Annotated in this window: 19 protein-coding genes and 1 pseudogene; 18 read left to right on the top strand and 2 right to left on the bottom strand. The window is 44.7% G+C overall.

All coding sequences use genetic code 11. The features are described from left to right. Nucleotides 1-12: 12 nt before the first annotated feature. The gene (locus SWOL_RS12455; protein WP_011641776.1) at nt 13-462 is read right to left on the bottom strand and encodes an MOSC domain-containing protein; all 450 of its coding nucleotides are present in this window, start codon (nt 460-462) and stop codon (nt 13-15) included. A 28-nt stretch (nt 463-490) separates the two neighbouring features. Further along, nucleotides 491-1,114 (bottom strand): prohibitin family protein, encoded by a 624-nt coding sequence (locus tag SWOL_RS12450; protein WP_207635297.1) that lies wholly within the window; start codon nt 1,112-1,114, stop codon nt 491-493. Between the two features lie 336 nt (nt 1,115-1,450). On the opposite strand from SWOL_RS12450, the gene SWOL_RS12445 reads away from it, so the two are divergent. From SWOL_RS12445 to SWOL_RS12365, 18 genes and pseudogenes are all read left to right on the top strand, one after another. Further along, nucleotides 1,451-2,821, top strand: coding sequence for a sensor histidine kinase (locus tag SWOL_RS12445; RefSeq protein WP_011641774.1), 1,371 nt, complete (start codon nt 1,451-1,453; stop codon nt 2,819-2,821). A gap of 7 nt (nt 2,822-2,828) precedes the next feature. After that, on the top strand, nt 2,829-3,539 hold the full coding sequence (locus SWOL_RS12440; RefSeq protein WP_011641773.1) for a LytR/AlgR family response regulator transcription factor: 711 nt from the start codon (nt 2,829-2,831) through the stop codon (nt 3,537-3,539). 127 nt (nt 3,540-3,666) lie between these two features. Then, on the top strand, nt 3,667-3,870 hold the full coding sequence (rpmE, locus tag SWOL_RS12435) for a 50S ribosomal protein L31 (protein WP_011641772.1): 204 nt from the start codon (nt 3,667-3,669) through the stop codon (nt 3,868-3,870). Between the two features lie 127 nt (nt 3,871-3,997). Next, nucleotides 3,998-4,906: a DUF1385 domain-containing protein gene (locus tag SWOL_RS12430; RefSeq protein WP_011641771.1), complete on the top strand. Its 909-nt coding sequence runs from the start codon at nt 3,998-4,000 to the stop codon at nt 4,904-4,906. A gap of 33 nt (nt 4,907-4,939) precedes the next feature. After that, nucleotides 4,940-6,007 carry a peptide chain release factor 1 gene (gene prfA / locus SWOL_RS12425; protein ID WP_011641770.1) on the top strand — a complete coding sequence of 356 codons (1,068 nt, stop codon included), beginning with the start codon at nt 4,940-4,942 and terminating at the stop codon, nt 6,005-6,007. Continuing rightward, nucleotides 6,008-6,856, top strand: a complete 849-nt coding sequence (gene prmC, locus SWOL_RS12420) for a peptide chain release factor N(5)-glutamine methyltransferase (protein WP_011641769.1) — start codon at nt 6,008-6,010, stop codon at nt 6,854-6,856. Next, the gene (locus SWOL_RS12415) at nt 6,856-7,872 is read left to right on the top strand and encodes an L-threonylcarbamoyladenylate synthase (protein WP_341271096.1); all 1,017 of its coding nucleotides are present in this window, start codon (nt 6,856-6,858) and stop codon (nt 7,870-7,872) included. Before prmC ends, SWOL_RS12415 begins: the two co-directional genes overlap by 1 nt. Nucleotides 7,873-8,025: 153 nt before the next feature. Then, complete coding sequence (locus tag SWOL_RS12410) at nt 8,026-8,613, top strand: manganese efflux pump MntP (RefSeq protein ID WP_011641767.1); 588 nt, start codon at nt 8,026-8,028, stop codon at nt 8,611-8,613. Between the two features lie 16 nt (nt 8,614-8,629). Further along, on the top strand, nt 8,630-9,106 hold the full coding sequence (locus SWOL_RS12405) for a low molecular weight protein arginine phosphatase (RefSeq protein ID WP_041427599.1): 477 nt from the start codon (nt 8,630-8,632) through the stop codon (nt 9,104-9,106). Beyond that, nucleotides 9,103-9,528: pseudogene (gene rpiB, locus SWOL_RS15005) on the top strand (ribose 5-phosphate isomerase B); the annotation flags it as partial. The gene SWOL_RS12405 and the pseudogene rpiB, both read left to right, overlap by 4 nt. 36 nt (nt 9,529-9,564) lie before the next feature. Further along, complete coding sequence (locus SWOL_RS12400) at nt 9,565-10,812, top strand: serine hydroxymethyltransferase (RefSeq protein WP_011641765.1); 1,248 nt, start codon at nt 9,565-9,567, stop codon at nt 10,810-10,812. 65 nt (nt 10,813-10,877) lie between these two features. Then, on the top strand, nt 10,878-11,348 hold the full coding sequence (locus SWOL_RS12395) for a deoxycytidylate deaminase (RefSeq protein WP_011641764.1): 471 nt from the start codon (nt 10,878-10,880) through the stop codon (nt 11,346-11,348). A 172-nt stretch (nt 11,349-11,520) separates the two neighbouring features. Then, nucleotides 11,521-11,832 (top strand): MazG-like family protein, encoded by a 312-nt coding sequence (locus SWOL_RS12390; protein WP_011641763.1) that lies wholly within the window; start codon nt 11,521-11,523, stop codon nt 11,830-11,832. Nucleotides 11,833-12,164: 332 nt separating this feature from the next. Beyond that, the gene (locus tag SWOL_RS12385; protein ID WP_011641762.1) at nt 12,165-12,428 is read left to right on the top strand and encodes an AtpZ/AtpI family protein; all 264 of its coding nucleotides are present in this window, start codon (nt 12,165-12,167) and stop codon (nt 12,426-12,428) included. 165 nt (nt 12,429-12,593) lie between these two features. Then, nucleotides 12,594-13,277: a F0F1 ATP synthase subunit A gene (gene atpB / locus SWOL_RS12380; protein WP_011641761.1), complete on the top strand. Its 684-nt coding sequence runs from the start codon at nt 12,594-12,596 to the stop codon at nt 13,275-13,277. 57 nt (nt 13,278-13,334) lie between these two features. Beyond that, the gene (gene atpE / locus SWOL_RS12375; RefSeq protein ID WP_011641760.1) at nt 13,335-13,553 is read left to right on the top strand and encodes an ATP synthase F0 subunit C; all 219 of its coding nucleotides are present in this window, start codon (nt 13,335-13,337) and stop codon (nt 13,551-13,553) included. 167 nt (nt 13,554-13,720) lie between these two features. Then, a complete protein-coding gene (gene atpF / locus SWOL_RS12370) occupies nt 13,721-14,290 on the top strand; it encodes a F0F1 ATP synthase subunit B (protein ID WP_242649337.1) in 570 nt (189 codons plus the stop codon). Further along, complete coding sequence (locus SWOL_RS12365) at nt 14,284-14,832, top strand: F0F1 ATP synthase subunit delta (RefSeq protein ID WP_011641758.1); 549 nt, start codon at nt 14,284-14,286, stop codon at nt 14,830-14,832. Before atpF ends, SWOL_RS12365 begins: the two co-directional genes overlap by 7 nt. The last annotated feature ends 5 nt before the right edge of the window (nt 14,833-14,837 follow it).

The raw sequence follows: 14,837 nt of genomic DNA, 5'->3' as shown, positions 1-14,837 counted from the left end.
GAATTTTCTATGCTATACCACGAATTCATCTTCGACTTTAACCTGGTCTCCGGTTCTTACATATCCTGATTCCAGGACGCGGCAAAATATACCTTCTACCGGCATGATACAGGAGCCGACCTGTTTTTTTATAGCACAAGCGTTATTATGACACTCTTTACCGATTTGAGTAACTTCCAATAGGGCTTCACCCAATCTAATACGGGTACCTACAGGTAAGGTAACCACATCTAATCCACCTATGGATATATTTTCTGCAAAATCGCCATAATATACATCAGCACCCAGGGCCCGCATTTTTTCAAAGCTGGAGAGAGATAAGAGGCTGACCTGGCGATGCCAGCTTCCCTTATGGGCGTCTACCTCAATTCCCAAATCTGCCTGGAGGTAGGCTTCACCGATATCATGTTTTTTTTCTCCTCGTTTTTCCGAAATATTTACTGCTAAAACTTCTCCATTCATTACCACATTGCCTCCTGTTTAATTTGCTCTACAAGAATGATACATCAAGTGGAGCAAATTCTCCAATATTTTGACTGCAATCGCGGTTAGTTAGAAGCTGGCTAAGAATCGCTGGAGAAGTGAAAACCAGGCTCGTGATATTGAATTTATCTACAATGATATGGGATTCCGCCAGTCTGCGGGTAATTATTTTAGAACTTTGCGCCACCACCTGCGGATAGTGGGCAAGTAATTCCCGACTGGAGTAGCAGGCGCTTACTGTTTGTAAAGATTCCTGTATGATAGGAGTTATCAAGTTATCCTCGAAGGATATGCCTTCCTTCTGATAAAGCTCCCCTGCTTGGGAAGGGTCGACATGGTAGTACAGAGAGATGGCAGCGTTTACTGTTTGCAGATCCCGGCTGCTGGCCAAAGTTTGCATTTCCAAAGAATGAACCCGGCAATCCAGATAGACTATCTCCTGGTATCCGGGAACCCGCAAATGAAGGCCTTCTCCCATAACTGTTTTCTGTACCTTTCCATGTTCGAGAATGATACCGACATAGCCGAACGGTACAGCTACCAGTGGGCGCAGAAAAAACAAGAATAACAGCAGGAAGAGGAATGATAATCCCCATTTTAAATGCTTTTTAGAGAGATTTATTTCCAGCAAAATATACAAAAGAAAGCTATCCTTTCATGGTATTGCCCAAATAACAAAATTTCACGTTTTATTTAACATTTCCTGCTAAAATTGGCGAATGCCCGTTTTTTATTGGCGAATACCCGTTTTTAAGAGAGGAGAGTAGCTGGAAAGAATAGAAGTCTAATAACGAGATGAAATATGTCCACCGCTAAGCGGTCGGTTCCTATTAACAAAACAGGCAGCGGGTTCTAATCGCCCGCCTCGTTGCAGCGGTGTGTTGAAACTGCTCCGCAGTTTCTTTCGATGCTTAAAAGGTAGCGGACATGGGGGTCATATGACTCTTTTATTACAGGGAGGAAAGATATGTATTCTGTACCCTGGTATGCTATTGTTCTTATCGCCGTACCACAAACCATCTTGATAATAAAAATTGGCTTTGGCTTGTTCAATTTGCAGGTGCATGCCCGCCAGTGTTTGCTGGCTACGCTGATAGTGTCGGTGGTTACTTACTTTTTGAGAAAGCTGCCTTTGATGTTTGGAATTCATACGATAATACTGGTTATCTTATTGACTATCCTTTTAGTAATTTTGCAGCGAATCGATTTTTGGCGAAGTTTGGTTGCAGTTTTACTGGGAGTTATGATATTAGGTGTAATTGAAAATTCCTATTTGCCGCTATTATTGCAGTTTACTTCCAGGAATGTGATGGACCTGGCGGAACAACCCTGGTTTAATATAGCTGCATTCCTGCCCGGATTCCTTATTGGCTTGCTTTTATATGCCTTTATCCGTCACCGCAAATTTGTCCTGTTTGATTTAAAAAGAGCTGGGGAAGTCCAAAAACCGGTTAATCATGGGGTATATATTATTGCGGTCATACTATTGCAGAGCTTTTTGCTGGTCTTGATCGGTGCTGCTCTGCTGGTGAATCAACAACGCTTCAATATTGCTGTCATCGTTCCCTGGGCGAACATGGCCATATTGCTGGTAGCTTTATTGAGCATAGCAGCCATAAAACAATTGGAGGAAAATAGCCGTAACAGTCAAAGGGTCCAACTATTAAAGAGTCACTTGCAACAGGTGGAGTTGCTATTAAAGGTCCTACAGAGCCAAAAGCACGAATACAGCCGGCATATTCAGGCTATACAGTCCCTGGTTTATTTAAAGCGCTATCAGGAAATCAAAGAATACATTGAAGGAATCGCTGAAGAATACTGGCATATGGAAGAAGTCCTTTATACTAGTCATCCGGTGCTTACCGGATTGCTAAACAGCAAACGCAGTTTTGCCGAATCCCAGGGTATAGAGTTGGCGGTAGCAGTGAAATGTGACCCGGCCGGGATACCCATCCCCCCCTGGGATTTATGCAGCATATTGGGCAACCTCCTGGATAATGCAATGGAAGCAGCCCTGGAGGACAAAGGCAAGCCCCGGGTAGCGATAGAATTCAAATATGAATTCCCCTATTATGTAATCTATATTCAAAATAACGGGGCCAGGATTTCCGCCGCTGAGAAACAACGGATATTCGAACCGGGCTATACCAATAAGGATTCTCCGGCCCGGGGTTATGGACTCTACCTGGTCAGCAGGCTGCTGGAGCGCTACCAGGGGACGATCGAAGTTACGAGCAAGGGACAAACCAGTATAATCGTAAGATTAGCTGATAAAGGCAGCAATACAGCTGCTGGTAAAAGCTATAGCAGCTTGGAGAGCTGGATGACCGGGGGTTGATGATTCCTTGAAGGTTCTACTTCTCGAAGATGAAGAATACAACCGGGATTTTATTCGACAACTACTGAAAGAGATTTCGGTGGTAGGAGAGATCATGGAAACTGCCAGCGGCGAAGAAGCTATTGCTCTGGCCCAAAAAAACCGGCCCGATCTTATTCTATTGGATATTGAGCTGGATAAGAGCGATTTAAATGGCTTGCAGGTGGCACGGAGTATATACAGCTTCAATAAAGAAGCTTATATGGTTTTTATAACAGCTTATTCCAAATATGCCATTGATTCCTTTGAGGTGCATCCCTATAATTATATTTTAAAACCTATAAAGGTGGGCAGATTCAAGGAATTAGTAGAGGAGATAGCCGACAGAGTTAAGCATAACGATAGCCGAAATTACAATACCCTGGTAATAAAACACAAAAACGAAATACACCACATAAGGCCAGGCGACATTATTTTTATTGAGATTCAGAACAACCTATCATATATTCACACCAAAGAAGGTATTTTTGAAAGCTATTTATCCCTGGCTGAATTCGAGATGATGCTTGACCGCAATTTCCTCAGGGTACATAAATCCTTTATTGTTAACCTGAAGCAGATAAAACAGACCCGGGGGGTATTTGACCGCTCCTATGAAATCGAGTTTTACGCTTATGATCAGAAAGCTTTGATGAGCCGTTATAAATATCCGGAATACAAAAGACAAATGGGATTGTAGATAATTTTTCACTTCGTTTCTATATCTCCTTGTCTTTTAATCATATTCTTGATATAATTTTTTTTGCAGTTCATTGACCTATATAGCTTTTAACTGCAGCTAGCCAGGCTGAAGAGAGGTGAATCTAATGAAAGCAAAAATACATCCCAAGTACCATCAGGCCAAAGCCAGGTGCGCATGTGGCAATGAATTTGAAGTAGGCTCTACCAGTGAAAACATACGGGTGGAAATATGCTCCAAATGTCATCCTTTTTATACCGGAGCCAAGGGCAGGTTGGTTGACACCACCGGGAGAGTTGACAGGTTTAAGAAAAAATACGGCTTGAGTTAGTGCATATTGGCAGGGACGCTGGTCTCTGCTCTTTATTTCTAAGGCGTTGGGTGTAAGGTGAATGGATTATAATATATCAGCCACCTCACACTTTACGCCTTACTAATTACCGGGACAAGGTGATAAAATGAGCAAGTTTCAATATGGGGGCATGGCCGTTATAGAAGGGGTTATGATGCGCGGCCCGGAGCTTACTTCCATAGCCGTTAGAAAAGAAGACGGCAGCATTGAGTTGGATCAAGAAGCCAATAGCCAGCTTCCCCGCCGCTACCCCTTTTTAAAATGGCCCTTCATCCGGGGGACTTATGTACTTATAGATTCTATGGTGGTGGGAATCAGGATGCTGAACAAGTCCGCCAATATGTCCCTGGGAGAAGATGAAGAAGAACTCAGTTCAGGAGAGATGCTGGTCAGCGGTCTGATTGCTTTTGCCCTGGCCGTTTTACTATTTGTGATTCTGCCCACGGCAATAGTGCATTACACGCAGCAATATGCCGGGGGAATACTGTTGCAGAACATTATCGAAGGCATAATCAGAATCGCTTTTTTTCTGCTATATGTTTATGCTATATCCAAAATGGAGGATATAGCCCGGGTCTTTATGTATCATGGGGCCGAACATAAGTCCATTTCCGCCTATGAAGCCGGGGAAGAACTAAGCGTAAAAAATGTACGGAAATATACCACCGTGCATCCCCGCTGCGGAACCAGTTTCTTGCTTATTGTAATGGTGATTTCAATTCTTGTTTTTGCATTGCTGGGGGAAGGAAGCCTGTTCTATCGGATATGGTCGAGGTTGGCAGTTCTTCCGGTAGTTGCCGGCTTAGGATATGAGTTTCTCAAGCTCACAGGTAAGCACTATAAGCGCCGCTGGGCCAGGATTTTGATTGCCCCCGGCTTGCTTTTACAGAGCTTAACCACCCGGGAGCCGGATGATGGCATGCTGGAAGTCGCTATAGCAGCCCTCAAGGCGGTTCTGTCTGAAGAGAAAGCTGCGTTGAAGCCAGATCTGGAACCGGAACTGGCTTTACAGTAACATCAGAAGTGAAAGAATCGAGGAGGAAAAAACTTGCTGGAAAAATTGGATAGCCTGGAAGAAAAATATGATGAATTAACCCATCTCTTGAGCCAGCCTGAGGTTCTTTCCGACCAGGCCAGGTTTCAAAAGCTGGCCAAAGCCCACTCTGCTCTCAGTGACATTGTAACTATGTACCGCGAGTATAAATCACTATCCCGGCAACTGGAGGATTCCAAAGAGATGCTGGTTGAGGAAGAGGATGAAGAATTCCGTCAGATGCTTGCGGATGAAATTCCTCAACTACAGGAGAAAAAAGCCTCCCTCGAACAGGAATTGAGAATACTCTTGCTGCCACAGGACCCCAATGATGAAAAAAGCGTAATCATGGAAATTAGGGCCGGTACCGGCGGGGAGGAAGCCGCCCTTTTTGCCGGTGATCTCTTTCGCATGTACAGCCGCTATGCTGAGGAGCAAGGCTGGAAAATAGAGATAATGGATACTCATTACACCGATATCGGAGGCATTAAGGAAATAGTTTTTGTGGTTGATGGGCGGGGAGCCTACAGCAAGCTGAAATTTGAATCCGGAGTTCATCGGGTGCAGCGGATACCAGTGACGGAATCCGGGGGAAGGATTCATACTTCAGCGGCAACAGTAGCTGTTTTGCCCGAGGCCGAAGAAGTGGAAGTAGCCATTGACCCTAATGATTTACGCATAGATGTTTATTGTTCCAGTGGTCCCGGAGGACAATCGGTTAATACCACCCAATCAGCCGTCAGGATAACCCATGTTCCCACGGGTGAAGTGGTAACCTGTCAAGATGAAAAATCCCAGCATAAGAATAAGGCTAAAGCCCTGCGGGTTTTGCGGGCCAGGTTGAAAGAGCTTCTGGAGGAGGAGAAGAATGCGGAGATGGCAGGTACCCGTAAGAACCAGGTAGGCAGCGGCGATCGCAGTGAACGTATACGCACCTATAATTTTCCCCAGGGCCGGGTTAGCGATCATCGCATTAATTTGACTTTGCACCGCTTGGAGTCGGTACTGGAAGGGCGCCTGGAGGAAATAATAAATGCTCTTATAGCTCATTACCAGGCTGAGCGTTTGAAACAGGTGGATTGAGTGCAGCAACAGTGGCTAATAAAAGAATTAATGGATTGGACTACCCGGTTTTTTGCAGATCGGGGCCTGGAAGAACCTCGTTTGGAGGCGGAAGTTTTGCTGGCCCATGTTTTGCTGCAGAACCGGGTTTATTTATATACTCATTTTGACAAGCCGGTTAACCAGGAAGAAAGGCAGCAATATCGCGAAGTGATTAAAAGAAGAATAAAGGGCGAACCATTAGCCTATATTGTAGGACATAAGGAGTTTATGTCCCTTGAATTCAAGCTTAACCAGGCGGTACTGATCCCCCGCCCGGAAACGGAATTGCTGGTGGAAGAAGCCCTGGAAATAGCCGAGGGAAAAGAAGGGTTGCGTATCTGCGATGTAGGGACCGGTTCCGGAGCTATTGCAGTTAGCTTGGCTTTTTATGTCCCAACAGCCCAAGTTTATGCTACAGATATATCGGCTGATGCTCTGGAAAAAGCTCGCGAGAATGCAACACGGCATGGTGTCGCCATAACATTTTACCAGGGTGATTTACTTTTTCCTCTCTTAAATGAAGAACCTTTCGATATTATTGTTGCCAATTTACCATATATAGGAAGCAAAGAGTTTATCTTACTGGATTCTGGGGTAAAAGATTATGAACCCGCACTGGCTTTGCTAGCCCCAGGCGATGGCCTGGATCTTTACCGGCGTTTATTGCCGCAGGCTGCAGCTTTGCTGGCTCCTGAAGGCTGCCTTTTGTTAGAGATTGGTCATGAGCAAGGGAGCAGGGCCCGGGAAATGATGCAGGGTTGGGGAGAAACGGAAATAATTAAGGATCTGGCAGGCAGGGACCGCCTGTTAAAGTCCAGAAGGGAGTAATTAGACTGGAAACGCAGTATTGGCAAGTTAATCCTGCCTGTCCGGAAAAGGAAATAATTATGCAGGCGGCCAGTTTAATTAAGGCTCAGGAATTGGTAGCTTTTCCGACCGAGACAGTTTATGGTCTGGGGGCCGCTGCTTTTCAAAGCCAGGCAGTGGAAAAAATATTTTTGGCCAAAGGGAGAGCTGAAACTAATCCTCTCTTACTTCACTTGAGTTGTATGGAACAGGTGGAAAGTGTGGCTAAAGAGATTCCTCCTGCAGCCATAATGCTCATGGAACGTTTTTGGCCTGGTCCTTTGTCTATTATTCTGCCGGCCCGGGAAACGGTACCAGCCATAGTGCGGGGTGGAAAAACTACCGTAGGTTTGCGTATGCCGGCTCACCCCGTAGCTTTGGCTTTGATTGATCAGGCAGGGCCTTTGGCCGCCCCCAGTGCCAATCTATCTGGCCGCCCTAGTCCAGTAACGGCAGAACATGTGAAAGCTGATCTGGATGGTAAGATAGCGGCAATTTTGGATGCGGGGCCAACTGGTTTGGGATTGGAATCCACTATTATAGATCTCAGTAATCCAGGATACCGGATACTGCGCCAGGGAGGTATCACTGTAGAGGAATTGGAGAAAGCTATGGGGATGTCTATTACTGTGAATAACCCGGAGCAGGAACACTTTCCTCATTACCAGATAGAATCTAAATTGTTGCTCTGCCAAAGCTGGGAAGAGATGGATGATTACTTGAGCAATATAGAGCAATTGGAGAAAAAGTTGGTTCTAGTTCACACTTATATTGACAAAAATGATACCCGTTGGGAAAAGCTAATAGATAAATATCCCCAGTATCAATCATATGACCTGGACTTAAATACTGCTACTAACCGGCTTTATTCTCTCTTGCGGGAAGCCGAGGAGAGAGAAATAGAATTGTTGCTTTTCACTCCCCTTCACAAGAAGCTGGGCGGGATAGCCCGGGTCATGCTTGACCGTATATACCAGGCAGCCAGGAATTCGCCGTAATCCATGCTTCGCCAACGCTCGCTTTGCATATTTATGCAACCCTATGCAACAAAAAGGGGTTTTTGCATTGGAGCCGCAGTTTATGATATTTTTGAAAGAAGGTGTAAGCACTGCTTATTAGACGGGGTAAGGTATTCTTAAGTGCTATAAAATATGATTGAAATATTGATTACGATTATATTATTAGCAATTGTTCTGGGGATGGATGCTCTTTCCCTGGCTATGGGAATGGGATTGCGCGGAGTAGCGAAAGACTATGAAAAGAAATTTGTTTTAACGGTGGGGATTCTTCATGTGTTAATGCCCCTTTTGGGTTTAAACCTGGGGCTGGTGGCAGGAAGGTTTTTGGGAGTGTGGGCTACCCGACTGGGAGCTCTGGTTCTGGTCTACTTGGGTTGGCAAATGCTAAGCAAAGGTTACGCCGAGATTCAACCTCAAAGATATAATTTTGCCGAGGCTAAAACGATTTTGGCCGGGAAGCAGCAAAGTACTCTCGATAGCTGGACTAGTATCTTGCTTTTGGGATTATCTGTAAGCATTGACGCCTTGACAGTTGGCTTTACTTTGGGTACTTTAAAAATGCCTATTCTTATTACGGTGTTAATAATGGGATTAATTGCAGCTAGTATGAGCTGGGTTGGATTTGCCGGGGGAAGAGTGCTGGGTCGCTTAACCGGCAGCTATGCCCAAATTTTGGGCGGAGTAGTTTTACTGGCCCTGGCAATAAAGTTTGTGGTTTGAGAGAAGGAAAGTAAGAATGAAAAGAATTCTCTTTGCCTGCACCGGTAATACCTGCAGGAGCCCAATGGCACAAGCTCTTTTCTCCAAAATTCTAAAAGAAAAGCAATTGCAATCTGATTTTGAAGTGCTTTCAGCCGGTATTTTTGCTTATCCGGATTGTCCGGCTTCTCCTGAAGCGCTAGAAGTTCTGCGTCAGGAAGAAATAGATATTTCCCACCATTTATCGCTTCCCCTCACTGATGAATTATTGGAAGATGCTCACTTGATTCTTTCTATGACCATAAGCCAGCGCAACTATTTACAGGAGACCTTCCCCCATAAAAAGGAATGTATCTTTTCTCTGGCTGAGTTTGCGGGGATGGGCGAAATTGATATTATGGATCCTATAGGAAGGGGACGGGAAGCTTACTTGGATACTTTACAGCAGCTAAAGATTATTTTACCGCAGGTTTTAAAGGAAATACTCCAACGAAGAAGTGCAGGGGGAATATGATGAAGCTTATTATTGGCTGTGATCATGCCGGTTTGGAACTTAAGAACGAGATTATAAATGCCCTGAGGGAAGAAGAATATAAAATAATGGATTGTGGAACCTTTAGTACAGAATCGATGGATTATCCCGACATAGCTGAAGAGGTGGCCCGGCTGGTCTTGCAGGAAAAGACCCTGGGATTCTTGATCTGCGGAACGGGGATTGGGGTAGCTATAGCGGCCAATAAAATTCCAGGAATAAGAGCAGCGGTATGTCATAATATATACAGTGCCCGCCTGGCTCGGGAACATAATGATGCCAATATACTGACACTGGGTGCCCGGGTAACTGGAGGGGGCCTGGCCCTAGAAATCGTAAAAAGTTTTATAAAAGCTGAATTTCAGGCAGGTAGGCACCTGCGTCGGGTAGAAAAGATAAGTAGATTAGAAAAAAAATGCCTGAGGGAGGAGTCAAGTCGTATGGATTATATTCAAGAGTATGTTAAGCCGGTTGACCCAGAAGTGGCGGAAGCCATTGAAAAGGAAGAGGCCAGGCAAAACAACAAATTGGAACTAATTGCTTCGGAAAACTTTGTATCCCGTGCTGTTATGGCTGCCCAGGGTTCGGTGATGACCAATAAATATGCCGAAGGTTTACCTGGGGCCAGGTATTATGGTGGTTGCGAATATGTGGACATAGTAGAAGAACTGGCCCGGGACAGGGTAAAAGAGATTTTCGGAGCTGAACATGCCAATGTGCAACCCCATTCCGGCGCCCAAGCTAATACAGCGGTATATTTTGCGGCGTTGCAGCCGGGACAAACCATCATGGGTATGAATCTAAATCATGGGGGACATCTTACTCACGGCAGTAAAGTGAATATATCCGGGAAGTATTTCAATATTGTGGACTATGGGGTTAACAGGGATACAGAGAGAATTGATTATGAAGAGTTACGAGAAATAGCGCTAAAAGCTCGTCCCCAAATGATTGTGGCCGGAGCCAGTGCTTACCCCCGGATTTTGGATTTTAAAAAGTTCCGGGAAATCGCTGATGAAGCCGGGGCTCTTCTTTTTGTTGATATGGCCCACATCGCTGGTCTGGTAGCTGCAGGCCTTCATCCCAGCCCGGTTCCCTATGCCGATTTTGTATCCTCTACCACTCACAAAACTTTGCGTGGACCCCGGGGAGGATTTATTTTATGCCGGCAAGAATGGGCCAACAAAATAGACAAAGCGGTTTTCCCCGGCATACAGGGAGGGCCTTTGATGCATGTAATAGCAGCCAAGGCCGTTTGCTTCAAAGAGGCTCTTACGCCGGAATTTAAAGCCTATCAGCAGGATATTGTTAACAATGCCGCTATATTGGCAAAGGCTTTGATGGAGCAGGGTTTACGTGTGGTATCAGGAGGAACGGACAATCACCTCATGTTAGTGGATGTCCGTCCCAAAGGACTTAATGGCCGGGATGCCGAAGCCATTCTGGAATCCATAAATATAACCGTAAACAAAAATGCTATCCCCTTTGATCCAGAGAAGCCGACTGTTACCAGTGGCATCCGGGTAGGAACTCCAGCGGTTACCAGCCGGGCGCTAAAAGGAGACGATATGAGGGAATTGGCCCGGGCTATAACCCTGGTACTGGACAAGCATGACAGCGAGGAAGTAAAGGAAGAAGCCCGGAGGATAGTAAAAGCTCTCTGTGATAAGTATCCACTGTATACCTAGGAGAAATCTTATAAATGGCTGGTAGATCACCCTATCCAGGCAACAAGTAGAAGATGAGGTAAAATATGTTTGGTGAGAGGCCCGATTGGGATGAATATTTTTTGCAATTGGCTGATTTGGTAGCAACACGCTCCACTTGCCTGAGAAGGCAGGTAGGGGCTGTGCTGGTAAAGAATGAGCGCATTATTTCCACCGGCTACAACGGAGCTCCGCGTGGACTAGAGCATTGCCTGGATATAGGCTGTTTACGTGAGGAACAAGGTATTCCCTCGGGGCATCGCTATGAATTATGCCGGGGGGTACACGCTGAACAAAATGCTTTAATTAATGCCGCTTATTATGGAATAAGCACCGCGGAAGCTGTAATCTATTGCACCAATCAGCCCTGTATTATTTGTGCCCGAATGATAATAAATGCTGGTATAATAAGAATTGTGCACCGGGGTAATTTTGATGATGATTTGGCCATAAAATTTTTAAAGGAAGCAGGCATAGAGCTGGTACTCATACCCCGGCAAGCTAACCATAGCAGATAATACTGTTTAATCAATTATAACGACGTGAAATATATCCCCTGCTTCTTTAAACGGTCGGATTCTTATTAACAAAATAGGTAGCGGGATCTAATCCCCCACCTCGTTGCAGCGGTGTGTTGAAACTGCTCCGCAGTTTCTTCCGATACTTTAAGAATAATGGTGGTAATATCTTATGGAGACAAAGACCCTGTCCTTACCCAGGCTTAACCAACTTAACCCCACTTTGGAATCAACCGCCTTGAAACTTATGGAAGAGGCCGGCGAACTGGCACAGGTAATAGGTAAATACCGGGGAATGAGCGGTGAAAAAGTAGAAGTTAACGGAGATCTAGTGGTAAAACAGATTGCGCGGGAACTCTTGGATGTGGCTCAGACAGCAGTTACCATGATGTTTGTGATGGAAGAACAATTTGATCTTAACATTGAAGATCTCTTAAAGGATCATTGGGGGAAGCTGGAACGCAAAGGATATTTATCCCGGTGAAAAGCTTTGTAAAAAGATTATAATGGAACTGGAAGACAAGCTCGCTGTAATATCGATGTAATATACTATTACTTCCAAAGCGGTTCAAAAAAATCGAAATTAACCAAAGCAATAAAAGGATTTTTCTATCCTATAACGAATTAAAAATACTTATCCATAAAAAACTGTAGAATAGGTCGCCCTTATTCCGAACCAAATAAATTCGTCATTTTGAAGAGAAATAGCATTTGATTTTAGCCCAAAAATTTTATTTTGTGAAAAAAGGATTTTGCCTATTTATGACGAATAGGGAATAGGGGATACTGCAGCATAAGGACAAAAGGTGTGAGTTAATGGCGGAAAAAGGCAGCAAAAACTGGGTCAAAGGACTTAGTGATGCGATAAACCTGGCCACCACAGTTGCAGCAGCGGTAGCCCTGGGTTATTTTGCCGGCAAGTGGCTGGATGGAAAATTCGATACTGAGCCATGGTTGACTTTGGCTGGTTTTATGTTGGGAGTGGCTACAGGTATTAAGGCGATGTGGGAAAAGAGTTTTCCTATAAAGAAAAGCATCCAAGATATCAAAGAAAAAACCTCCAAACGAGAAAATGAGTAAACAATATATTTAATCAGGCTCGATTCCTGGTAAGCCTCTATTTCTAAAATCTAATAGTTGAGATTTAGTCCTGTAGTTTCGAGAGTCTAAAGTTTTGCGCTCAGTCCGGGGATAAGGGGCTGGCAAAACTGCGATAAGTACATGTAAGGAAGGGGGGAAAGAGAAATGATATTTGGTATGTGGGATAGTCCCTTGTTTTATCTTGGTCCCATTCCAGTTGATCATCTAATTGTTACAGAATGGGTTATAATAGCTTTCATCGGAATTATAGCTATGACCGCAACAAAAAACATGCAGATGGTTCCGAGGGGTTTACAAAATGCTTTTGAAGCCATTATATTGTGGACTTATGACTTCTTTACTCAGTTAATGGATAAAGAAAGTGTTGCCAAGAAATGGGCTCCGTTACTTACGTCGTTCTTCCTGTTTATCTTACTAAGCAACTACAGCGGACTCATTCCTGGAGCAGCCCGCATTGAAGGCTTTCAGCCTCCCACCAGTAACTGGAACGTTACCATGACCTTAGCTTTAATTACATTCTTTTCGGTTCATATCGCCGGATTCTCCGAGCACGGAGGACATTATCTGCACCATTTTGTAAGCCCGAGCTGGGCGATGTTACCTTTGAACCTGGTCGAAGAGGTGGCGCACCCGTTGTCCCTCACCGTTCGTCTATTCGGTAACATATTTGGTGAAGAAATGGTTATTGCATATCTGTTGTTTATGGCACCATTTATTGTGCCATCTGCGATAATGGGCCTGAGTTTGCTCTTGGGTGCTATCCAGGCCATAGTGTTTACAATACTATCGGCTAGCTATATAGCGGCCGCTGCTGGAGAGGGTCATTAAAAAATTAAAATATAGCTCAATGAATAAACCATCTGAGCAATGAAAGGAGGGAAAAAGATGGGCGTAGCATTAGGTGCTGGTCTAGCTGTATCAATCGCCGGTATCGGTGGTGGTATAGGAATGGGCATTGCTGGAGGTAAAGCTTTTGAAGCTATTGCCAGACAGCCTGAAGTTGGAGGAGACGTAAGAACCCTTCTCTTCATAACACTGGCTTTTATTGAAACCCTGACTATTTATGGTCTACTCATTGCATTCATGCTGGTAGGCAAAGCCTAATTAATGAAGTAAAAATCTCGATTTAGGGGCGGTAAAGGCGTTTAAGAACTTTATAGAACTTAGAACCTTATCGCCCCAAAAACTATTTTGCTCTTGAGATTGGAGGTAGCACATCCGTGAGAAGGAACAGGAGATTCTATTTATCGGTCCTCCTCGTGACCATGGTTATGATATTGGGATTTGCCACCTTCTGCATGGCATCAGGCGGAGGTAATGTGCCTGTCCCGCAACCGGACGGCAAGACGCCTGCATTCGGGAACCTTTATGCAATCGGTTGGTCGGCAGTTAACTTCCTGGTTCTGCTGGCTCTTATGTACAAGTTCGCTTATGGTCCTATCAATAATATGCTGGAACAGCGGACAAATGCCATTGAAGGCTCTTTGAAGCATGCAGAAGAAGTCAAACTAGAAGTAGAACAAATGAGAAAAGAAACCGCCAGCAACCTGGCAGAATCCCGTAAAGAGGCTCAAGAAATTGTTGCTCGTGCGACCAAAGCGGCAGAAGAGTCCAAAAACGAAATCATAGCCAAGGCCAAAGAAGAGTCCACATTAATCAAAAACAAAGCAGCGGCTGAGATTCAGGCTGCCACCGAGCAGGCCAAGCTGGAACTCAAAGATTCAGCCGTTTCCCTGGCTATTTTGGCTGCGGAAAAGGTATTGAGCCGGGCTATTAATGATGATGATCACAAAAACCTGGTTAAACAATTTGTTAACGAGGCGGGCGATCTATTATGTTAAACAAGAGCGTCGCCAGGCGCTATGCTGAAGCATTTTTTAGCATTGCTCGGGAAACGGGAAAAGTAGATGAACTTCAGCAGGAGCTGGAAAAGTTGGTTAGTATCATTGAAACCACCGAAAATTTACCAGAATACTTTGCCCATCTTTTAATACCGGCCAAAGCCAAAAAGGAAGTGGCCAATAAGCTCTTTGGAGGACAGGTTTCCCAGCTAACTTTGAACTTCTTAAATATGATTATCGATAAACGCCGGGAGACTTATATCGGGTTAATCAGCGAGGAATACCGGGACATGGCTGATGAACTGAGAAATATTACCAAGGCTGAGCTGACTGCAGCTGCTCCAGTTTCAGAAGCGGACATGAAGAATCTGGAACAGAATCTCTCAGCTAAAACCGGGAAGACGGTTCAACTTAGTTTGAAGGTTGACCCCGGACTGATAGGTGGCTTGAAAATACGAATAGGTGACCAGATCGTGGATGCCACCGTTGCCAAGAAACTCGAAATGTTAAAAGAACAACTTAAACAAGCAAAGATAAGTTAATGCGA

The organism is Syntrophomonas wolfei subsp. wolfei str. Goettingen G311 (assembly GCF_000014725.1).
GTDB classification, from domain to species: Bacteria; Bacillota; Syntrophomonadia; order Syntrophomonadales; family Syntrophomonadaceae; genus Syntrophomonas; species Syntrophomonas wolfei.
The sequence above is the reverse complement of the archived record's forward strand: the minus strand, read 5'-3'. Positions and strand labels throughout refer to the sequence as shown.